The sequence below is a fragment of the Streptomyces sp. NPDC041200 genome, from assembly GCF_055591805.1.
In genome coordinates, this window is record NZ_JBVIZF010000039.1 from 26,491 (window position 1) to 47,284 (window position 20,794).

General features: G+C 71.5%; 16 protein-coding genes and 2 pseudogenes. 8 read left to right on the forward strand and 10 right to left on the reverse strand.

Going from position 1 to position 20,794, the window contains the following annotated elements; translation table 11 throughout:
• Positions 1–146 precede the first annotated feature (146 nt).
• Complete coding sequence (locus ACZ6CL_RS37815; RefSeq protein WP_468944780.1) at positions 147–317, reverse strand: hypothetical protein; 171 nt, start codon at positions 315–317, stop codon at positions 147–149.
• A 178-nt stretch (positions 318–495) separates the two neighbouring features.
• Between ACZ6CL_RS37815 and ACZ6CL_RS37820 the strand changes: the two genes are divergently transcribed.
• On the forward strand, positions 496–1,497 hold the full coding sequence (locus ACZ6CL_RS37820; RefSeq protein WP_468944782.1) for a DUF3048 domain-containing protein: 1,002 nt from the start codon (positions 496–498) through the stop codon (positions 1,495–1,497).
• A gap of 21 nt (positions 1,498–1,518) precedes the next feature.
• Here the strand turns inward: ACZ6CL_RS37820 and ACZ6CL_RS37825 are convergent, their stop codons facing one another.
• Entirely contained in the window at positions 1,519–2,976 is a 1,458-nt protein-coding gene (locus ACZ6CL_RS37825; RefSeq protein ID WP_468944784.1) for an FAD-dependent monooxygenase, read from the reverse strand.
• Between the two features lie 95 nt (positions 2,977–3,071).
• Between ACZ6CL_RS37825 and ACZ6CL_RS37830 the strand changes: the two genes are divergently transcribed.
• The 4 genes from ACZ6CL_RS37830 (at position 3,072) to ACZ6CL_RS37845 (ending at position 8,967) form a co-directional block, all read left to right on the forward strand.
• Positions 3,072–3,668, forward strand: a complete 597-nt coding sequence (locus tag ACZ6CL_RS37830; protein ID WP_468944786.1) for a TetR/AcrR family transcriptional regulator C-terminal domain-containing protein — start codon at positions 3,072–3,074, stop codon at positions 3,666–3,668.
• 181 nt (positions 3,669–3,849) lie between these two features.
• On the forward strand, positions 3,850–6,177 hold the full coding sequence (locus ACZ6CL_RS37835) for a glycosyl hydrolase family 95 catalytic domain-containing protein (RefSeq protein WP_468944789.1): 2,328 nt from the start codon (positions 3,850–3,852) through the stop codon (positions 6,175–6,177).
• Positions 6,178–6,302: 125 nt separating this feature from the next.
• Positions 6,303–7,862 (forward strand): phosphatase PAP2 family protein, encoded by a 1,560-nt coding sequence (locus ACZ6CL_RS37840; protein ID WP_468944791.1) that lies wholly within the window; start codon positions 6,303–6,305, stop codon positions 7,860–7,862.
• Between the two features lie 97 nt (positions 7,863–7,959).
• Positions 7,960–8,967 (forward strand): DMT family transporter, encoded by a 1,008-nt coding sequence (locus tag ACZ6CL_RS37845; protein ID WP_468944792.1) that lies wholly within the window; start codon positions 7,960–7,962, stop codon positions 8,965–8,967.
• A 25-nt stretch (positions 8,968–8,992) separates the two neighbouring features.
• Here the strand turns inward: ACZ6CL_RS37845 and ACZ6CL_RS37850 are convergent, their stop codons facing one another.
• A complete protein-coding gene (locus ACZ6CL_RS37850; RefSeq protein WP_468944795.1) occupies positions 8,993–9,832 on the reverse strand; it encodes a glycoside hydrolase in 840 nt (279 codons plus the stop codon).
• A gap of 548 nt (positions 9,833–10,380) precedes the next feature.
• Here ACZ6CL_RS37850 and ACZ6CL_RS37855 point away from each other — a divergent pair.
• Positions 10,381–10,988: pseudogene (locus tag ACZ6CL_RS37855) on the forward strand (dienelactone hydrolase family protein).
• A gap of 174 nt (positions 10,989–11,162) precedes the next feature.
• Here ACZ6CL_RS37855 and ACZ6CL_RS37860 read toward each other — a convergent pair.
• From ACZ6CL_RS37860 to ACZ6CL_RS37885, 6 genes and pseudogenes are all read right to left on the reverse strand, one after another.
• A pseudogene (locus ACZ6CL_RS37860) lies at positions 11,163–11,417 on the reverse strand (DUF4158 domain-containing protein); the annotation flags it as partial.
• A 20-nt stretch (positions 11,418–11,437) separates the two neighbouring features.
• A complete protein-coding gene (locus ACZ6CL_RS37865; protein WP_468944798.1) occupies positions 11,438–11,854 on the reverse strand; it encodes a type II toxin-antitoxin system PemK/MazF family toxin in 417 nt (138 codons plus the stop codon).
• A 63-nt stretch (positions 11,855–11,917) separates the two neighbouring features.
• Entirely contained in the window at positions 11,918–12,913 is a 996-nt protein-coding gene (locus tag ACZ6CL_RS37870) for a beta-ketoacyl-ACP synthase III (protein WP_468944800.1), read from the reverse strand.
• On the reverse strand, positions 12,913–14,679 hold the full coding sequence (locus tag ACZ6CL_RS37875) for a fatty acyl-AMP ligase (protein ID WP_468944802.1): 1,767 nt from the start codon (positions 14,677–14,679) through the stop codon (positions 12,913–12,915). Before ACZ6CL_RS37875 ends, ACZ6CL_RS37870 begins: the two co-directional genes overlap by 1 nt.
• Positions 14,680–14,682: 3 nt before the next feature.
• Positions 14,683–16,041 carry a crotonyl-CoA carboxylase/reductase gene (gene ccrA / locus ACZ6CL_RS37880; RefSeq protein WP_468944804.1) on the reverse strand — a complete coding sequence of 453 codons (1,359 nt, stop codon included), beginning with the start codon at positions 16,039–16,041 and terminating at the stop codon, positions 14,683–14,685.
• Positions 16,042–16,144: 103 nt separating this feature from the next.
• A complete protein-coding gene (locus tag ACZ6CL_RS37885) occupies positions 16,145–16,915 on the reverse strand; it encodes a thioesterase II family protein (protein WP_468944806.1) in 771 nt (256 codons plus the stop codon).
• 191 nt (positions 16,916–17,106) lie between these two features.
• On the opposite strand from ACZ6CL_RS37885, the gene mhpA reads away from it, so the two are divergent.
• Positions 17,107–18,732: a bifunctional 3-(3-hydroxy-phenyl)propionate/3-hydroxycinnamic acid hydroxylase MhpA gene (gene mhpA, locus ACZ6CL_RS37890; protein WP_468944809.1), complete on the forward strand. Its 1,626-nt coding sequence runs from the start codon at positions 17,107–17,109 to the stop codon at positions 18,730–18,732.
• Between the two features lie 177 nt (positions 18,733–18,909).
• The gene (locus tag ACZ6CL_RS37895; RefSeq protein ID WP_468944811.1) at positions 18,910–19,044 is read left to right on the forward strand and encodes a hypothetical protein; all 135 of its coding nucleotides are present in this window, start codon (positions 18,910–18,912) and stop codon (positions 19,042–19,044) included.
• A 16-nt stretch (positions 19,045–19,060) separates the two neighbouring features.
• Here the strand turns inward: ACZ6CL_RS37895 and ACZ6CL_RS37900 are convergent, their stop codons facing one another.
• Complete coding sequence (locus ACZ6CL_RS37900) at positions 19,061–20,758, reverse strand: AMP-binding protein (protein WP_468944814.1); 1,698 nt, start codon at positions 20,756–20,758, stop codon at positions 19,061–19,063.
• Positions 20,759–20,794 lie beyond the last annotated feature (36 nt).

Here is a 20,794-nt window from a genome sequence, read left to right on the forward strand (position 1 = left end):
CTGATCGGTTTTTTGGTCCGGACCAGACCCTTCGAATGTCTGTTCCTGCTGCACAGCGGGGGTATCACCCCTCGTCGGCCGCGCCGAAATCGGCTGAATGACGGCCGTCCGAATTGTTCGATATTGAAGCGAATCGGCGGTGCGGGTCAGTCCACGCTCTGGAGAATGTGTGGCTCGGCCAAGTCGTCCTCGTAGCCCGCGAGACGGATCGGGGCTGAGCGTGCCCACACCTCCAGACTGCCCACTTCCGACGGCTCCGCCCGCCGCCTGCCGTCCTCCGCGTGTGACTCGTCGCTCATCGTCTGCTCGGGGGTCACCGCACACTCCTTCGTGCTCGGCTGAACCGGATCTGTCGTCAGGTTAACGAGCACTTGAAGGCTTCGCCCGTCGATTCCCATGGATTGGACAAGGAACGAGCACCCCGGCCGAATGCTCCGCGCCAAGTGGCCGCAGACCCCCATCCATGGTGAGCTGGGACGGGAGGGAGTGGAGCTTATGGCCGCCGAACGAGTGAGTGGTCCACGGGGCTCCCGCCCTGCGGTCCTGCTGCTCGCGGCGCTCCTCGCGCTCGCCGCGCTGGGTGGCTGCGGCGGCGGCCACAAGGGTCCGGCCCGGACCGCGGAGCCCAGCCGGTCCCCCGTCACAGGACGGTCCTCCCCCTTCACCGGGCTGTCCGCGCGGCCCGCGCCCGTCCTCGCCGTGAAGATCGACAACGCCGCCCAGGCCCGCCCCCAGACCGGCCTCGGCGCGGCCGACATCGTCTACGTCGAGCAGGTGGAGGGCGGGCTGAGCCGCATGCTCGCGGTCTTCTCCGGCCGGCTGCCCGACACCGTGGGCCCGGTGCGCAGCGCCCGCGAGAGCGACCTCGACCTGCTGCGCCAGTTCGGGCGCCCGGCGCTCGCGTACTCGGGCGTCCAGTCCCGGCTGCGGTCCGCCGTGGACGCCGCGCCGCTGTATCCGCTGCCGCCCGGTACGGCGCCCCGCGCCTACGTCCGCGGTACGGAGCACCCCGCGCCGCACAACCTCTATGTGCGCCCCAAGGCCGCGCTGCGCGCGGCCCCGCGCGCCTCCGACGCTTCGGACATCGGCTTCCGCTTCGGCGCCGCGCCACCGGGCGGAGAGCCCGAGAAGCGCCAGTCGGTGCGCTATCCGTCCGCGGGTTTCACCTTCACCTGGTCCGCCACGGACAAGCGGTGGCTGGTGGCGATGGACGGCACCCCGGCCCGCGCCACCGACGGCGGACGGCTGGGCGCCGCCACGGTCGTGGTGCAGTACACGAAGGTCCGCCCGTCGCGTTTCCACGATGTGCTCGGCAGCGTCACGCCCTTCACCGAGACGGTCGGATCGGGCCGCGCGGTGGTGCTGCGCGACGGCAGGGCGTACGAGACGCGCTGGTCACGGCCGGGGGCGGGAGGCGGCACGGCCTTCACGACCACGGGTGGTGACCGGATGACGTTCGCACCGGGCCCGGTGTGGGTGGTGTTCGCGGCCCGGTGATCCGTCTCACTGGGTGGACCATCACCGGGCGGACAGGGCGGGAGCCGCGGTGGAGGCCCAGGCGACATGGCCATCGGGCCGCACCAGAACAATCCGCTGGCCCTCCCAGCCCTGATGCGCGGTGGCGGGGCGGGCGGTCACCACCCGGACCCGGTCCGCTCCCCCGGCCGCCCGCTCCGCGAGGGCCATGGCTGCGGCGCTGCCCTCGCCCGCGAGATCCAGCAGGACGAACCGCCCGTCGGCCAGCAGCGGGTACAGGCTCGGCGCGGCCGCCCCCTCCAGCCCCACGTCGGGCGCGCGGTGGCCCGCCAGCGGGGCGGCTCCGGCCGGGGCCGGATAGGCCACGTCCAGCGCGGAGAGCTGCCCGGCGAGCTGCCGGTTCACGGCCGGATGCGCGGTGAGGATGTCACTGAAGACAGCGCGCAGGGCGCGCGTGTCCGGGGTGTGGACGGCGCCCATCGCGGTCTGCGCCTGGGTGTTCTCCAGGAGCGCGGCCCCGACCGGATGCCGCTCGGCGTGATAGCTGTCCAGCAGGTCGGCCGGGGCGCGGCCCTGGCATCGCGCGGCCAGCTTCCAGCCGAGGTTGAAGGCGTCCTGGAGCCCGACGTTGAGCCCCTGGCCGCCCATCGGCATGTGGATGTGCGCCGCGTCCCCCGCGAGCAGGACCCGGCCGTCGCGGTAACGGGCCGCCTGCCGCGCCGCGTTGCCGAACCGGGAGAGCCAGCGGGGCGCCCGCATCCCGAAGTCCGTCCCCGCGATGGCGCGCACGGCCGTGCGCAGCTCGTCGAGGGTGAACGGCTCGGAGGCGGGCCGGGTGGCGGACTCCCGGCTGGAGCCCGCGATGCGGTGATGGCCGTCGCCCAGCGGGACGACCAGGATGCCGCCGTGCTCGTTGGTCACCGACGGGACCCGGGGCGGCTCGTCCAGCACCACGTCGCCGAGGAATCCGGTCGTGGTGGCCGACGTGCCCGGGAAGCCGATGCCGCTCGCGGCCCGTACGGCCGATCCGGCCCCGTCGCAGCCCACCACCCAGCCCGCGCGCAGGGCGTACGGACCGTCCGGGCCCGCCACGTCCACCTCGGCGCCACCCTCGTCCTGCCGTACCGCCAGTGCCCGGTGCTCCCAGCGGATCTCGCCGCCGAGCGCGCGCAGACGCTCCTCCAGGAGCTGTTCGGTGCGGAGTTGGGGCAGCACCAGGGTGTACGGGAAGCGGGTGTCCAGTACGGAGAAGTCCAGCCGGGCAGGGAGCCCGGCGTAGTGGCCGCTGGGCAGCGGCGTGCCCTCGCGCACGAACCGGTCGGCGAGCCCGCGCATCGCCAGCACCTCCAGGGTGCGCGGATGGAGCGTCAGCGCCTTGGAGTGCGGGCTGCGCTCGGCGGCGCGCTCGATGACGGTGACGGACACGCCCGCCAGCCGCAGTTCGGCGGCGAGCAGCAGCCCGACCGGTCCGGCCCCCACCACGACGACATCGTTCGGCACGGTAACCCTCCACGCTTCTCTTGATCCTGGATCAATGCGATGACCCCAGTAGACTTGATCCAGGATCAAGACGCAAGCGAAGGGAGACGGCGGGCATGGCCCTGGACCGCACGGCCGTGGTGACGGCGGCGCTGGAACTGCTCGACGAGGCGGGGCTCGACAAGCTCACGATGCGCAAGGTGGCCGAGCGGCTGGGCGTCCAGCTCAACACCGTGTACTGGCACGCCTCCAGCAAGCCCCGGCTGCTGGAGCTGATGGCCGACGCGATGCTCGCCGGATGCGCCGACGCCCCGCTCCCCGAGCCCTGGGACGAACAGGCGCGCACCCTGGCCCAGCGCTATCGCGCGGCCCTGCTCGCCCGGCGCGACGGCGCCCGGGTCATGGCCGGGACGTATGTCGCCGAGGACCACACGCTGCGCTTCGCGGACACCCTGATCGGCGCGTTCCTCGACGGCGGCCACACCCCCGCCGAGGCCGGGTGGCGGACCTGGTCGCTGGTCTACTTCACGATCGGCCTCACCCAGGAGGAACAGGCCGCCGGGGCCGCGCGTGACCCGGATCCGCTGCTGCGGGCGGCCACCGCCGACCGCTACCCCCGGCTCGCCGCCGTCGTCGGACACTTCGGCGACTTCGAGGACCGCTTCCGCCACGGTGTCGGCCTGCTGGTGAGCGGACGGGAGGCCGGGGCGTAGCGACACCTCGCCAGGAGACGATGAGATCCGAGGTCTCGCCGCCTCCTCGGCGCTGCCGGGGCGTTTCGGCGCACGATCCCTGGCCGCCCATCCGATGTTTATGGTGCGCGAGGGGTTCCCGTTCCTCCGGAACCGCTGCATCATTCCCAGGGGTTCAGCCCGAGGAACTGGAGGCACGTACGTGACCGCACCCACCAGAAGGACCATCGTCGGTGGCGCCATGGCCGCCGGGACCATCGGGCTCGCCGCTCCGGCCACGGTCGCCGCCGCGGTCCCGGCCGCCGCGGCACCGGACACCGTCCGCCGGGCCTCCTCCCCCGACCCCTGGACCACGGTCCTCGACGACGCCGACATGGTCTGGCAGAAGATGCCGCAGACCTGGTACGAGGGCCCGTACCTCGGCAACGCCCGCCTGGGCTCCGGCATCTACGCCGACCCGGACACCCCGGGGGCCGTCCGCTTCAACGTCCAGCACACCGAAGTGCAGGACCACCGCCCCGAGTTCGGCTCCCTCTTCGGGCTCGCCCGCCTCCCGATCGGCCACTTCACCCTGGAGCCGGTCGGCACGATCAAGGCCGTCGACTGGCGGCTGCGCCTGCGTGACGCGGAGCTGACCGGCACGATCACCACCGACCAGGGCACGCTGACGCTGCGCGCCCTGGTCCACAACTCGCGCTCGGTGATGGCCATCGAGGTCACCCCCACCCGTGGCGAGACGGGGTTCCGCTGGGTGTTCCACCCGGCCGAGGCCATCAGCCCGCGCGTCGCGTCCAAGCCCGCCCCCGAGGGCTACACCGGCAACCCCCCGGCCACCGTCGAGGACCACCACGGCATCCGGGCCGCCGTCCAGCCGCTGCTCGCGGGCGGGCAGCATGTGACGGCCTGGCGCGAGCGCACCCGGTCGGGCCGCCGCACCCTCTATGCCACCGTCACGCATTCCCACCCCCGCACCACCGCCCGCGACCAGGCTTGCAAGGCCGTACGGTCCGCGTCGGCGCTGCCGTACGACGCGCTGGCGCACACCCACCGCAGCTGGTGGAACGCGTACTACCGCAAGGGCTTCCTCTCGCTCCCCGACGCCCGCCTCCAGCGCTTCTACTGGATCCAGCTCTACAAGGTCGCCTCGGCGGCCCGCGCCGACGCGCCCGTGATGGCCACCTGCGGGCCGTGGCTGGAGCCCACGCCGTGGCCCGCCACCTGGTGGAACCTCAATGTGCAGCTGGAGTACTGGCTGATCCACGGCTCCAACCACCTGGAGCTGGACGCCGTCACCCGCGCTCTCAGCGAGTTCCGCGACAACCTGTCCAACCAGCTCCACACCCCGTACCGCAAGGACTCGGCTGGCATCCCGCGCACCACCGACATGCGGCTGGTCAACGGCGCCTCGGTGACGAACGGCGGCTTCGCCGTCGGCATACCCGGCCAGGACCCGCCCACCCCCGAGGTCGGCAACCTCACCTGGGCACTGCACAACGTGTGGCTCAGCTACCGCCACACCATGGACCTCTCGATCCTCCGGGACGTGGTCTTCCCGCTGCTGCGCAAGGCCGTCGCGTACTACCTCCACTTCCTCACCCCCGGCAGCGACGGCAAGCTGCATCTGCCCGCCACCTTCTCGCCCGAGTACGGGGTGAACGCCCCGGACTGCAACTACGACCTGATGCTGCTGCGCTGGGGCTGTGCCACGCTCCTCGAATCGGCGAAGATCCTCGGCGTGGACGACCCGTCGGCGCGGCGCTGGCGGGAGGTGCTCACGAAGCTCACCCCGTACCCGGTCGACGAGAACGGCTTCATGATCGGCGCGGGGGTTCCGTTCGCCAAGTCGCACCGCCACTACTCCCATATGCTCGCCGTCTATCCGCTGTACGAGGTGACCTGGGAGGACCCGGATCAGCGCGAGCTGATCGAGAAGTCCCTGAAGCACTGGGTCGGTTTCGAGGGCGCGCTGCAGGGTTACACCTTCACCGGCGCCGCCTCGATGTCCGCGCAGATGGGGCGCGGCGAGGACGCGCTGAAGTACCTGGGCGAGCTGATGAACCGGTTCATCCAGCCGAACACCCTGTACAAGGAGTCGGGTCCGGTCATCGAGACCCCGCTGTCGGCCGCGCAGTCGCTGCACGACATGGTGTGCCAGAGCTGGGGCGGGGTGATCCGGGTGTTCCCCGCGCTGCCCGACGCCTGGCGCGAACTCATGGTGCACGACTTCCGCACCCAGGGCGCGTTCCTGCTGAGCGCGGCGCGCGAGGGCGGGGTGACCCGCTGGGTGCGGCTGCGCAGCGAGGCGGGCGCGCCCTGCGTCGTACGGCATTCGCTGCCCGGCAGCATCGAGGTGCACGACGAGCGCGGGCGACGGCTGCCGTACGAACACGTCGGCGCCGGGACGATCCGTATCTCGCTGGGCAAACGGCGCGAGGCGGTGATCACGGCGCGCGGCGATCACCCGGACATGACGGTCAGGCCGGTCGAGCCGAACGAGGCGGCGCCGCGCTGGGGGCTCCCCGCGTCCTGACGCCGCGTCACATCGTCCGGGGGCGGGCCAGGGCCCGCCCCCGGACGGCGCACGCCCCGGGCGGGATGGATCACATCGCGCGCCGGTGAGGCGTGCCGTGGCCATTCCGGGTTACCCATGGGTGCATGGGACCCATCAGTGACATCGACCGGCAGCTGTTCGCACGGGTCGCGGCCAGTCGGCTGCGAGGCGCTCATCCCCTCCTGCCCCGGCTGAGCCGGAGCGCCGACCACGGCAAGCTGTGGTTCGGCACGGCGGCCGTGCTCGCGACGGTGGGCGGGCGCACCGCGCGGCGGGCGGCGCTGCGGGGCATCGGCTCGCTCGCGGCCGCCTCGCTGGCGTCGAACATGGTGGTGAAGTGGACCGTGGAGCGCCGCCGCCCGGTGGTGGACGCCGTACCGCTGGTCCGGCGGCTGCGCAGGCAGCCCTGGACCAGTTCCTTCCCCTCCGGGCACTCCGCCTCCGCGGCCGCCTTCGCGACCGGGGTCGCCATCGAGTCGTCCCGGTACGGCACCCTGGTCGCCCCGCTGGCCGCCGCCGTCGCCGCCTCCCGGGTCTATGTGGGCGTCCACTACCCCAGCGATGTGGTGGCCGGGATCGCTCTGGGGGCCGGGGCCGCCGCGCTCACCTGCCGCTGGTGGCCCCCGCGCCCGGAGGTCCCGGCGCAGGCCCGGCCGCGGGTCTCGGCGCCCGCCATGCCCAAGGGCGAGGGGCTGGTCGTGGTCGTCAACCACAGTGCGGGCGCGGCCGCGGGCGGGTTCACCGACGCCGAGCAGCTGGAACTGCTGCTGCCCGCGGCCGAGATCATGGAGTGCGGACCCGAGGACGACTTCATGACGGTGCTCGGCCAGGCCGCCCGCCGGGCCACCGAACGGGCCGGGGCGCTGGGGATCTGCGGCGGGGACGGCAGCGTCAACGCGGCGGCCGCGCTGGCCTCCGAGCGCGGGCTGCCGCTCGCGGTCTTCCCCGGCGGCACCCTCGACCACTTCGCGCTGGACATCGGCGTACCGAACTTCGAGGACACCGCGCACGCCGTGACCGAGGGCGACGCGGTCGCCGTGGACCTCGCCCGGGCCACCCCCATCGCCGGAGGCGCCCCGGGAGAGGGCAGCAGCCACTTCGTCAACACCTTCAGCCTCGGCTTCTATCCCGAGCTGGTGCGGATCCGGGAAAGCCTGGAGGGCCGGCTCGGCAAGTGGCCCGCCGCCGCCGTCGCGCTCGGCCGGGTGCTGCGCACGGCCACCCCCATGGAGATCGAGGTCAACGGGCACCCGCGGCGGCTGTGGGTGCTGTTCGTCGGCAACGGCGGCTACTCCCCCGAGGGGTTCGCGCCCACCTACCGCGAGCAGCTGGACGACGGGCTGCTCGACGTCCGGGCCATCGACGGGGACCAGCCGCTGGCCCGGACCCGGCTGCTGTTCTCGGCGCTCACCGGCACGCTGGGGCGCTCGCGCGTCTATACGACCCGCCGGATGCGGCAGCTGCGGCTGTCCGGGCTGCACGCCCTGGACACCCGCGCCTACGACGGCGAGATCGCGGCGGAGCCCGCGGAGGCGCTGCTGATCGACAAGCGGCCCGGGGCACTCACCGTCTACCGGCCCGCCCAGCCGCAGAACGAACTGCTGCAGCGGGCCCGCACAGCCGCCGCGAAGGCGAAGTGGTGGCGGGCAGTACTACGCAAGTAGTAGGAGAAAGTCTGTGCTCAAGGACGACGACGGAGCGGGTACCGACCGTCAAGGATGAGGGCATGGACGATGACGGATCGGCCCAGGGGGCCTCGACGTGACCTCGCTCGCGCTCTCCGTGCTGCTGGCACTGGTCTCATCGGTGTGCTACGCCGCCGGGGCCATCCTCCAGGAGCATGTCGCGGCGACGACGCCGCTTCACGCCACCGGCCCGCTGCGGCGCGCGAGCTGGTGGACCGCGGTGACCCTGAACGGGTCCGGGGCGGTCCTCCATGTGATCGCGCTGGCCTACGGACCGCTGAGCGTGGTGCAGCCGCTGGGCGCCCTCACCATTGTCTTCGCGCTGCCGATGGCGGCGGTGTTCGTCCGGCGCCCTGTCGGCGCGGCCGGGTGGCGGGGCGCGCTGCTGGCCACCGCGGGGCTGGCCGGGCTGCTCTCGCTGACCGGCTCGTCCCGGTCCCAGGCGCTGGCGGACGGGGAGCGGATCACCCTGGCCGTGGTCACGCTCTCCGCCATCGCGGCGCTGACGCTGGTCGCGCGCTGGCTGCGGCCGGGCGGGCTGCGCGGGGTGGTGCTGGCCACCGCCGCGGGGACGTCCTTCGGTGTCTCCTCGGTGTTCGTCAAGAACGTGGCCGTCGAGGGCATGTGGGGCTCGTGGGCCGACGTCCTGCCCAGCCTCGTCATGATCGGAGTGCTGGCCGGGAGCGGGGTGCTGCTGTCCCAGGCGTCGTACCACGGGGCCGGTCTGGCCTCGCCGCTCGCGACGGCCACGGTGGTCAACCCCGTGGTGGCGACGGCGGTCGGCATCACCGCGCTGGGCGAGCACTTCCAGCACGGGACGCCGGGCACGCTGCTGGCGGTGCTCGCGGCGCTGGTGGCGAGCGCGGGGCTGGTGATGCTGACGGTGCACAGCACGGAGACCGGGGCGGGCTCCGTGCGGCCGCCGGAGACCGACGGCCCCGACGACCGGCCGCCCGGCCCCAAGGCCCCGGAGGTCCCGGAGGCTCCGCCCCGGCTGACCCGCCGGATCCCCCGGCCCCGTCACCCGGCCAGAAGGCGCACCACCCCCGACCGCGGCGACGCGGTGCTCCAGACCCACGGATAGCGCGTCACCCGCGGACGGCGGCCCGTCAGCGGGTGCGGTTCCGGCCGACGTACACGTTGCGCGCCCGGTAGTACGTGTCGCCGCCCGGACCGGAGGAGCCCGAGGAGCCCTCCATCTGAAGGTTGATGATGAGCCACAGCGGCTTGCCGACGAATCCGGCGCCGCGGTGGACCGCCTTCCAGGTGCCGTCCAGGTAGTAGTGGATGTCCACGTCGGTGGCGTTCACCTTGGTGATCCAGGCGCGGTAGGTGTGCCAGTTCCCGGGCCCGGACACACCGACGATCGTGCTGGACACGTCCGAGGAGCTGCGGAAGGTGTTGAACCAGTTGTTGGAGTTGCCCTTGAACTCCAGGATGTCGCTCTCCGGCGGCCAGCTGTTGACCCCGGTCAGCCAGAAGGCGGGCCAGGTCCCGGCCGCGCTCGGCGCCTGGAACTCGCCCTTGACCTCGTAGTCGGGGAACTGGTCGGTCACCACGATCTGGTTCTTCGCGTGCACCGCGCCCGAGTGGTAGCGGATCGGCAGATGCGGGTCCGAGCCGCTGGTGCCCTCGTCCCAGGTGATGCGGGTGGCCTTCAGGGTGAGCACCCCGGAGGCGAGGGTGATGTGGTTGTGGTCGGTGGGGCTGCCGTACATCCGGGCGCTCCCGTTGTGGTCGGAGCCCCAGGGGTAGAGGTAGTTCCACACCGCCTCGAAGGCGCCGTAGCTCCCGAAGGAGCCGTTGATCACGTCTTCCCAGGTCGCCGCCGGTGCGGCGGCCGCCGGGCGGGACCACCCGGCCAGCGCCGCCGCCCCGCCGACGGCGGCCGCTCCGCTGAGGAATCTCCTGCGTCCGTACGACTCGCCCGGTGCTGACACGCCACGCATGGCCGCCTCCCGAAGTCCGAAACTTCGAACACAAGCAAACAGGAGCCACCACAATCCCGCGGCCCCCAGAAGACGTCAACGGTTCGGGACGGAGCCCGGCAGGGAAAGGTCCGGGGCGGGACGGCGTGTTAGCCGGACGGAGAGGGTCTGACGCGGTTCTCGTACTCGCGGCGGGACTTGCGCTGCGCCGTCCCCACCGTGCACCTCGGACGTCGGCGACGGCCGTCCGGATCGCGCCGCGGCTGACGCCGTGGTCGCGGGCGAGGGCGGCGATGGACCGGCCTTCCAGGTACGCGGCGCGCACGGCCTCGGTCCTGTCGACCGTCACGGCGGGGCAGCACCCGCCTTTGCTCCCCTTGGCCTCGGCGGCCCGCAGCCCGTCGTACGTCAGCTCCCGTTGGAGGTCGCGCTGGAGTTCGCCGGCGGCGGCGAGGGTCTGCACCATGAGCTTCACCGTGGGCAGCAGCTCGCCGGGGAGGGACAGACTGCTGTCTGCCATCGGTGAACACCACCCCGAGCGGGCGCAACGGTCATTACCGTCCAGTCGCATGACGACGGTCACAACCCGTACGGTCGAATACCCGGCCGACAACCTGACGATGATCGGATACCTCGCGCTCCCGGCCGGTGCCGAGCGCCGGCCCGCAGTCCTGATCGGACCCGAGGGGATGGGGCTCAGCGATGTCGAGCGCCGCCGGGCCGAGGCTCTGGCCGAGCTGGGGTACGTGGCGCTGGCCTTCGACCTCCACGGCGGACGCTATGGGGAAGACCCAGAGGAAATGTTGGCCCGTTGCATGCCGCTGCTCGCCGACCCCGACCGGATGCGAGGCATTGGCCACGCAGCGCTCGGCGTGTTGCGTGCCGAACCACGGGCCGACCGGGCGAGGCGGCACGCATTCGCTGCCCGGTATGGGCCGGGGTCGGGTCGGAAGACCCGATCATGCCGCCCGCCCAACGGGACGCATGCACCACCGAGATGCAGGCCGCGGGCGTCGACTGGCGCCTCGTGGTCTACGGAGGAGCCCTTCACGCCTTCCACCACCCACCGGTCGACCACACCGCGCCTCCCGGCGTCGGCTACCACCCACGGCACGCACAGCGAGCCTGGCGTGACATCGTCGCCCTGCTCGCCGAGTGCCTGCCCGTCACGGATTGATCCGATCGGCTCCTGATACTCGCTCCTGCCCGCCGTCGTCGTCTCCGTCCAGCTCCGGTGCGCCCGGGTCGCACAGCGGGCGCAGGGCACCGGGGGCCGGGGGCCGGGGTGGAGGCGGGTCACCGCGGTGGCCGCGGCGCTCAGCACGGCGGCGCGCGGGGCGACCTCCTCGACCGCCGCCCGCGCGAGCGTGCGCGACGCCTGGTCCAGCTGCGGCGCCTTCGACCTCAGCGCGTACCGGGCCAGCACGCTCACCCCCGGCAGCAGCACCCGGTTGCGGCGCAGCCAGCCCGCCGCGTGGTCGAACAGCGCCTTGGCGCCCTCGGCGTGCGTCCAGGCCCGGCCGTGCAGGAAGGTACGGAACCGCCGGGACCAGTCCGGGTCGTCGTACTCGTGGTACTCGTAGGCGTCCCGGATCTCCCACACGTGGCAGTCAGCATGAGACGTGATCACTGATCGCCGGCGAGTGCCAGGGCGATGTCCAGCTCGTGTTGTTTGGCCGGGGACAGAGCACCGATCCGCTTGGTCAGCGACCCCTCGCTGAGGGTCGTCCTCCAGGTGCAGAAGACTTTCCCGGCCCTGGGCAGCACCACTCGGACCACGCCGCTCTCCGCGAGGCCCTCCTCGGCTCCGAAGAAGACCTCGATGCCGATGACCGCTTCAGGCCCGGACTCCTCGACGATCCGGCGTCGCTCATCGGCATCGGCGGCTTCCTCGCCGGACATCCAGACGAATCCGATCTTCTGCGCCGAGGTAAGCGGTTCGACGATCTGCATGGCCGGGAATTCCGGCCCTGCGCCTCCCTGGAGCAGCACGACAGGTCGTTCCTCGTCGAACTGAGCCGACCAAACCTCGCCGCGTTCCACATGCCCTCCTCGCGTCCAAGGTCTTGAAAATACATCGGTTACCGATGTCGCCACGAGGAAGCGTCAAGGCAGGGCCACTACCTGGGCGGCGCAGGTGAGTCCCGCGCCGAAGCCCACGAGCAGCGCCGGATCGCCGCGGGAAAGCCCGCCCTGGGCCAGCAGGGCGTCCATGGCCAGCGGGATCGAGGCTGCCGAGGTGTTCCCCGCCCGTACGACGTCCCTGGCCACCGCGGTGTGCGGGGCGAGGCCCAGCGACCTGGCGACGGCGTCCACGATCCGGGCGTTGGCCTGGTGGGGGATGAAGGCGGCGAGGTCCGCGACATCGAGCCCCGCCGCGTCGAGCGCCTGCCGGGAGATCTCCGGGACCGTGCGGGTCGCCCAGCGGAACACCTCCGGACCGGCCATCCTCAGGGTCGGCCACGGTCCGGACCCGTCACGGGTGTCCAGCCAGGAGCGGTCGTGGGCGATCATCCGGTGCTGGTTTCCGTCGGACGCCCAGACGATCGGGCCGAGGCCGGGTGTGTCGGACGGGCCCACGACGACGGCACCGGCGCCGTCACCGAAGAGGAAGGCGCTGCCCCGGTCCGCCGAATCGACGATGTCGCTCATCCGCTCCGAGCCGATGACCACGACGAACCGGGCCTCGCCCGAGCGGACGACGGAACCAGCCAGCGCCAGACCGTAGGAGAAGCCCGAACAGGCCGCGCCGACGTCCATGGCCGCCGCGTGGGTCCCCAGCAGGTGGGCGATACGCGGGGCCGCGGCCGGCAACTGCTCCAGAAAGGACGTCGTGGCCAGCAGGACGAGGTCCACGTCGCCCGGGTCGGTACCGGCCTGGGCCAGCGCCTTGCGGGCCGCTTCCGTCCCCATCGTGACGACTGACTCGTCGGAGCCGGCGAAGTGCCGTGTGACGATGCCGGAGCGGCGGCGGATCCACTCGTCGCTCGAATCGACGCGCGCGCAGATCTCGTCGTTGGTCACGACCCGCGACGGCCGGTACGCGCCGGCGCCCAGGATCCTCGCATGGGCAGGACCCACGGCTGTGCGAAGACGCGCCATCACGCCTCCCAGCCGGACGGGACCAGGCGGGCCAGTCCACCGTCCTGGTAGAGCGAGCGACATGCCCGCCGCTGCACCTTGCCGCTGGAGGTCTTCGGCAGCTTGCCGCGGCGTACGACGACGATGTCGTCCGGTGTGATCCGCTGTTCCGCCCGTACCGCTTCGCGCACGCGCTCGCGCAGACCATCGGCGCCCAGGGCGCCCAGGACCCGTCCGCCGGCCTCGACGACCACCACCAGTCGTTCGCGCTCCCCGTCGTCGAGCGAGAAGGTGGCCGCAGAGTTGGGTTGCAGCCCCGGCACGGCGCGCTCGGCGGACAGTTCGATGTCCTGCGGGTAGTGGTTGCGGCCCCTACGGATGATGACGTCCTTCATCCGCCCGGTGACGTACAGGTCGCCGTCATACAGGAAGCCGAGGTCGCCGGTGCGCAGGTGCGGGGCGGCGTCATCGGGGTCATCGGCGACGCGGGCACGGAAGGTTTCCTCGCTGACGGCGGGGCGGCCCCAGTAGCCGTCCGCGACGCACGGTCCGGAGATCCAGATCTCCCCCACCTGGCCCGGCGCGCGGGGCCGCCGGGTGACGGGGTCCACGATACGCACGTGAGTGCCGGCGACATCACGTCCGCTGCCGACCGCCGGGACGGCACTGTCGGTGCGTTCCCCGACGGGTTGCGCCCTGCCCTCCCGGAGTGCTTCGGCGGACAGCCACAGCACCATGGGCTCACGGTCCGCCCGGGTGCCGGTGGCCTTGAGGGTGTTTTCCGCGAGCCCGTAGGCGGGACACATGGCCATCGGGTCGAAGCCATGAGGGGCGAACGTGTCAGTGAAGGCCCGGACCACGCTCCACCGCACGGGCTCGGCGCCGTTGACGGCCACTCGCCAGCTCGACAGGTCGCCCACGCCTGCGGTCAAGCCGCTTTCCGCGGCCCGCACGCACAGTTCGTAGGCGAAGCTCGGTGCGGCCGAGTGGGTGCCGCCGAACCTGGATAGCGCCTCCAGCCAGCGTGCGGGTCGGCGGATGAAGGACTCAGGGGCCATCAAGTACGAGGGAATGCCCGCCCACAGCGGCAGGACGACACCGAACAGCATCCCCATGTCGTGGAAGAGCGGAAGCCAGTTCACCACGGTTCCGCGGGGCTCGCACGGCCAGAGTTCATCGGTTTCGACCACGTTGGCGAGAAAGTTCGCGTGGCTGACCATGACGCCCTTGGGGTGCCCGGTGGAACCGGACGTGTACTGGAGCAGCGCGATGTCCTGGGGGTCAGGCAAGCGTTCCGGCGTACTGGGGTCTCCTGTGTGGAGCGCGCCCGGATCATCGGTGGCCACCAAGTCGAGCCCGTCGAGGGCGGGCAGGTCGGCGAAGCGCTCGCGCAGGTCGCGGATGACGTCGGTCGTGGTCAGGACGGTCGAGGTGCCGGCGTCGTCAGCGATACGGCGTAGCCGCTCCACCTCGGCGCGACGACGTGGCGGCTGGGCCGGGGCGCCCGCCACCCGGCCGTACATGCAGCCGAGCAACGTCCGCACGAACTCCAGGCCCGAGGGATACATGAGGACAGCGTTGCGGCCTGTGAGCCCCGCGGCGCTGAACGTCGTGGCCCGGCGACACGCCGCCTCGTGGAGTTCCCCGTAGGTCAGCGACTCCGTGGCGTCCTCGCCGTCCTTCAGAAAGACATAAGCGGTTCTGTCTGGCTGCCGCTCGCCACGGTGCCACAGGGCATCGGGAAGAGTGCGGAAGCCGACATGTCGTACCGGCCGGGCCGTGGTCACGTTTCAGAGCTCCCTGGAATCGGGGCCGGCGGTGAGACCGCGCAGCGGGTTGAGCCGGTCCTCCCCGATCCGGCCGCGCAGCTCGGGGTCGGTCACCCCGAGCCCGGGTTCCGGTGCCAAGCAGAGCACCGCGACTTTGCCCACCTGCCGGCTGGTCTGGACGATCCGGCACGCGTCGGCGCCCGCGGCGAGCGGATAGACGGCCGACATGGCCGGGACGACGGCGCCGCTCTCGAACAGCCGGTTGGTGGCCTGCTGCTCCTCGTAGTTGGCTCCGTGGCTGCCGACGATCTTCTTGAGCTTCATCCACAGGTATCGGTTGTCGAAGGTGTGCAGGTAGCCGGAGCTGGATCCGCAGGTCACCACGGTGCCGCCGCGTCGTGCCACGATCACGGAGAGCCCGAAGGTGACGCGGCCGGTGTGCTCGAACACGATGTCAGGTTCCCGGCCGGCCTTCTCGACGACGAGCTTGGCGAGCTTCCTGCCGGTCTCGACGACGAGCCGGGGGTCATCGGCCATGTCGTCGGTGATGCCCAGCTCGGTGCGGTTGATCACCAAGTCGCAGCCGAGGGCGCGCACCGCCGCCTCCTTCTGCGCGGTGCTGACGACAGCCACCGGGATGCCGCCGCCGTTCTTGACCAACTGGATGGCGTACGAGCCGAGGCCCCCGGAGGCGCCCCAGATCAGGACGATGTCGCCCTGCTTCATGTGGGCTCCGCGGTCGCTGACGAGCATCCGGTAGGCGGTTGCCGCACACAGGGGGTTGACCGCGGCCTCCTCCCACGTCAGGTGGGCGGGCTTGGGCAGCAGTTGGGTGGACCGGGCGATCCCGTACTCGGCCAGGGCGCCGAAGTTGGTCTCGAATCCCCAGGCCCGTTGTTCGGAGCCGAGCATGCCGTCACCGTGAGTGGCGGGCTCCTGGTCGTCGACGTGTACGGGGTGGACGATGACGTGGTCGCCCGGCTTCCAGCGCCGTACGCCGGTGCCGACGCGTACCACGACGGCGGAGCAGTCGGAGCCGAGCACGTGGTAGGGCTGGTCGTGGCGTGCCGCCCAGCCGCCCTGCCGGGCGTTCTGCCTGAGGAAGTGGAAGGTCGGGATCGGCTCGAACATGGCCGACCAGACCGTGTTGTAGTTGATGGAGCTGGCCATCACCGCGACGAGGACCTCGTCGGGCGCCAACTCCGGCATGGGAACCTGGCCGAGACGCAGCGACTTGCGGACGTCCTTGTCGGCCACCCCCTTGAACATCTCGGTGTCCTCAGCCCGCAGATGCAGGGCCAGGTAGGTGGCGGGTACCGGGGCGGCCTCGATCTCCTTGGCGGACGCGCCGTCCAGCACGGCTCGGGACAAGCTGCTCATGTCTGTCTCCTGTTGGCGCGGGGTCCTCCCGACGCACGGGTCCGTGATCGCGAAGCACGTTGTCGTGATCTTGTTGACGGTGTCTGGCCGCTCCGGGGACCCGTCATCGGGACGCGCCGGTTACGTGTCGCAGGGCGCGGGCCACCAGATCGATGACCTCGGCCGCGCGGTCAGCGAGGAAGAAGTGGCCGCCCCGGAAGACCTTCGTCTCACTCGTCGCGGTGGTGTGCTCCGCCCAGGCCTCGGCCTCCTCCCGGGAGACCCGAGGGTCGCTGTCCCCGGTGAGCACGGTCAGCGGGCAGTCAAGGCGGCGGCCGGGCTCGTGCTGGTACCGCTCAATGGCGGTGTAGTCGCTACGGATGGCCGGCAGGATCATCGCGAGAACTTCCGGGTCACCGAGCAGCGTCTCGTCGGTGCCGCCGAGCGCCCTCATCTCGGCCAGGAATTCAGGGTCGGGCGCCGTATGTATCCGCTCATCGCGATAGCGGGACGGCGCCCTGCGACCTGACGCGAAAACCCGTACCGGCGCGGGCATCCCGGCGTCCTGCATGCGCAGTGCCACCTCGTACGCGAGGACGGCACCCATGCTGTGGCCGAACAGTGCGAGGGGTTTGTCGTCCAAATGCCGCAACGCGGCGAATATCTGGTCCGCGAATTCGGGGATGTTGTCGATCCTCGGCTCGTGGAATCGATTCTGCCGACCCGGGTACTGCAGGGCCAGCACCTCCACCGACGGGTGCAGTGCCTTGGCCACCGGGAAGAAAAAGCTTGCGGAGCCGCCCGCGTACGGCAGGCAGGCAAGCCGCACGGCGCTCTGCGGCGCGGGGTGCGAGACACTCACCCATTCTTCGAAGTGCGCCGTTGCTTGAGTCATACCGGACGAGCTCCTCGCGGTTGGTGAGGCGGTATCGGAAGCCTAGGTTCGCGCCGGAGACACCCGGTATCCCCAGAATTGATAGTCGAGCCCCTCGAGCGGCACGAACGCCGGTACGCGTGGTTAGTCTTGCGCCGTTCCCAGTACGGCAGTTGCGCCTTCCCCAGCCACCCTGCGATGAAGGGTCCCCCGTGCCCGAGACGTCACCGCACAAGCCGCCCGCCTGCGCGGGCCCCGAGACGGACGCAGATGTGATCGTCGTCGGCGACGGACCGGTCGGCGCCACGCTAGGGGTCCTGCTGGCCCAGCGCGGCCGGCAGACCATGATCCTGGAACGGCGTCGACGCCCCTACACCCTGCCCCGGGCGACCAGCTTCGACGGCGAGACCGCGCGCCTGCTCGCCGGCTGCGGGATAGGCCCGGACCTCAGCCGGGTCAGCGAGCCCGCCACCGGATACCAGTGGCGCTCGGCCGACGGTGAGATCCTCCTCGACGTCGCCTTTCGCGCGCAGGGCCCGTACGGGTGGCCTGACGCCAATACCATGCACCAGCCCACCCTCGAGGAACTACTGGCCGAGCGGGCGGCCGCGTTGCCCGGTGCGACGGTGGTGCGGGGCCGCCAGGTCGTGGGAATCGAGGAGCGAGACGACCGGGTCACGGTGACGGCCGAAGACGAGGACGGCGCGACCCACACGTACACCGCGCGGTGGGTAGTGGGCTGCGACGGCGCCAACAGCTTTGTCCGTGATCACCTGGACGTGCCGGTCACCGACCTCGGATTCTCCTACGAGTGGCTGCTGTGCGACGTGAAGCTGCACGAGCCGAGTGAGTTCGTCCCGACCAACATTCAGATCTGCGACCCGGCCAGGCCGACCACCTTGGTCGGTAGCGGTCCCGGGCATCGGCGCTGGGAGTTCATGCGGCTGCCCGGCGAGCGGGCCGCGGATCTCAACCGGACGGAGACTGCCTGGCGACTCCTCGCCCCGCACGGGGTGACCCCCGACACCGCGACGCTGTTGCGCAGCATCACCTACATCTTCCGATCCCAGTTGGCTGAGCGTTGGCGAGTAGGCCGGGTCCTGGTGGCCGGAGACGCGGCCCATCTGATGCCGCCGTACGCCGGGCAGGGCATGTGCTCGGGCATCCGCGACGTCGTCAACCTCGCGTGGAAACTGGACCTGGTGCTTGGGGGCATCGCCCCGGAGTCCGCTGTCGACACCTACCCGGAGGAACGCCGAGCGCAGGTGCGCGAGTCGATTCTGTCCTCGGTCCAGCTGGGCCGGATGATCTGCGTGACGGACCCCGTGGCCGCAGCCGACCGTGATGCCACGATTCTGGCGAGGCGCGGTGGCCGCGGTCCGACGGTCCCGGACTTGTCGCGGCCCCTGACGGCGGGGCTCCTTCGACGCGGTACGGACGGTTCGCCTGTGTCCCCGGCCGGCGAGACGGTCCCTCAGGGCCTGGTACGTGGTCTCAGGGGCACCGGCCTGTTCGACGACGTGGTCGGCCGCGGCTTCGTCCTGCTGCTGACAGAGGGCGCGGATACCGGCCTCGACGCAGAGCAATCGGCATTCCTGACGAGCCTGGGCACGCACGTGGTGACCCTGCTCCCCGGGGACGGGACGCCCCAGAACATGGCGGTGGCCGACGTGGGCGGCGTCTACCGTGCCTTTCTCACACGCCACGGGGCCGAAGCAGTATTGATCCGCCCGGACTACCACGTGTACGGGGCGGCCTCGGGACCGGGGGCCGCAGCGGTCCTGGTGGACGACCTGCGGGCCGGCATGGGTGCGGGCGTTCCGGCGGGGAGACGATAGCGACCGCGGACGGCGGAACAGCGAGGCTCCCGGTCAGGCTTCTGTCCTCGGTCGACAACCGCCTCACCGGGAGCCGGAAACTCCAGCCGAACGCTGGCCTCGAGACCAGGAACTCCGCTTTGGTCGACAGCCGCTAGCACGACGGGTCCTGGCCTCTTTGCCATCGGCACCGTCCGGGTGCGGGTCATCGACGCTCTCCTGATCACCTACCAAATCCTGCGCACCGTCATGACCGACGCCACCGACAGCCAACCCGGCCTCGCCCCCGACCGGGCCAGCTTCACCACCGCACTCGACACCGCCCGCAACTAACCGAGCGGCGTTGGGGCTAGACGGGGTGACCGAACTGTTCCTGCACCCGCCACCGGAGCTCACGCTTGAGGACTTTGCCGTTGGCGTTGCGCGGCAGCACCGGTACGACCTCGAGGCGCGTCGGCTGGTAAGCCTCGGTCATGCCCTGGGCCGTGAGGTGCGTGCGGAGCTGTTCGAGCGTCGGGGGCGGGCCGGCGGCGACGATGACCGCGCATCCGGTCTCCTTGCCGACCGCGTCGAAGTAGCCGACGATCGCGACGGCCGCGACGGCCGGGTGCTCGAGCACCTGGGCCTCGACGTCGACGACCGGGATCATGAAGCCGTCGCCGATGCGGTCCGCGACCCGGCCGACGTGCCGGATCCCGCCGCGGCCGTCCGGCACGACCAGGTCGCCGGTGTCGAGCCAGCCGTCGTCGCGGTCGCAGAGAATCTCGACCGCGCCGGTGTCCAGGCCGACGAACGCCACACAGACCCCGGCGCCACGCACATACAGCACGGCCGGGTTCGCCTTGCTGACCTCGCCGTCGGCGCGCAGGTCGATCTCCACAGCCGGCCCGGGACGCCCGTCACTGTGGGCGGCCCAGTCCGGCGGGTCGCTCGGGCGCGTCCAGGTCCCGATCGGCAGCTCGGTCATGCCGTACGTGGCCCGCAAAGGCACGCCCAGCTCCTCGTACACCTCCCGGACCAGCTTCGGCGGGATCGGCGCGCCCTCCGAGAACAGATACCGCAGCGACGACGTGTCGTTGCCGGCGGCGACCGCGGACCGCACGATCACGTCGATGAACGACGCGGCGGCGGTGATGATGCTCACCCGCGCCTCCGCGACGATCTCCGCGATCCGGCCGGGCGCCCACTTGTCGAACAGCACCGCCCGGCTACCGCTGAGCAGAGGAGACACGAGAGAGACGGTGATGCTGAGGATGCTCGTCAGACTGTGCGGCGTGTAGGACGCGTCCGAGCCGCTGATCCGCTCCTCGCCGACGATCGCGCCGGCCGCGGCCGACATCGTGTTGGAGGTGTGCAGCACACCCTTCGGCTCCCCCGTCGTCCCGGCGGTGAACAGCACCAGAGCCACCTGGTCGGGATCCACCGGTTCGTCCAGTGGCATCGGGTACTGCCGCCCCCACGGCGTACGCTGGAAATGGTCTTGAAAATCCATCTCGCCACCACCGGCATCGCGACCGGCGACCACCCGATGCCGCAGGTGCGGCAGGCGTTCCGCCATCTCGGCAAGCGCTCCGGCACAGTCGTAGCCGTACCATTCCCCGACCGTCACCACGACCGTGACGCGCAGCTGAGCCAGCACCTTCTCCAGCTCCCGGCCGCGCAGCGCCGCGGTGACCGGGGCGACCACCGCACCGGTACGCATGACGGCCAGGATCAGCGCGCTGGTCTCCCACCAGTTCGGCAACTGGACGGCGACGACCTGGCCCGGCCCCACACCGAGCGCGCGCAACGCCGACGCGAACTGCTCGACCTGATCGGCATACCGCGACCACGACAACGTCTCGGTGGTGCCGTCCGCGCGATAGCCGATGACGGCGATCTCGCTCGGCCGCTCCCGGCGGTGCCGATGCAGATCCGTCAGGAAGTGCTCAGCGCGCCACTGGCCCTCCCGCCGATATCTCTCGATGGCTTCGGCGGACGGCCGGACGGCGGTGGGTGGCCACAGCGGATCCTGGATGTCGGCGAAGACGGACTGACGCTCGTACATTCATGCCTCCTCTTGATGAAGAGCGGGGGGTGTCGT

Excerpts from the sequence above, each read along its gene's own strand:
- ACZ6CL_RS37820 (WP_468944782.1), top strand. The coding sequence starts at position 496 with ATGGCCGCCGAACGAGTGAGTGGTCCACGGGGCTCCCGCCCTGCGGTC.
- ACZ6CL_RS37830 (WP_468944786.1), top strand. The coding sequence starts at position 3,072 with ATGGCCCTGGACCGCACGGCCGTGGTGACGGCGGCGCTGGAACTGCTC.
- ACZ6CL_RS37840 (WP_468944791.1), top strand. The coding sequence starts at position 6,303 with ATGGGACCCATCAGTGACATCGACCGGCAGCTGTTCGCACGGGTCGCG.
- ACZ6CL_RS37850 (WP_468944795.1), bottom strand. The coding sequence starts at position 9,832 with ATGCGTGGCGTGTCAGCACCGGGCGAGTCGTACGGACGCAGGAGATTC.
- ACZ6CL_RS37870 (WP_468944800.1), bottom strand. The coding sequence starts at position 12,913 with ATGGCGCGTCTTCGCACAGCCGTGGGTCCTGCCCATGCGAGGATCCTG.
- ccrA (WP_468944804.1), bottom strand. The coding sequence starts at position 16,041 with ATGAGCAGCTTGTCCCGAGCCGTGCTGGACGGCGCGTCCGCCAAGGAG.
- ACZ6CL_RS37885 (WP_468944806.1), bottom strand. The coding sequence starts at position 16,915 with ATGACTCAAGCAACGGCGCACTTCGAAGAATGGGTGAGTGTCTCGCAC.
- ACZ6CL_RS37900 (WP_468944814.1), bottom strand. The coding sequence starts at position 20,758 with ATGTACGAGCGTCAGTCCGTCTTCGCCGACATCCAGGATCCGCTGTGG.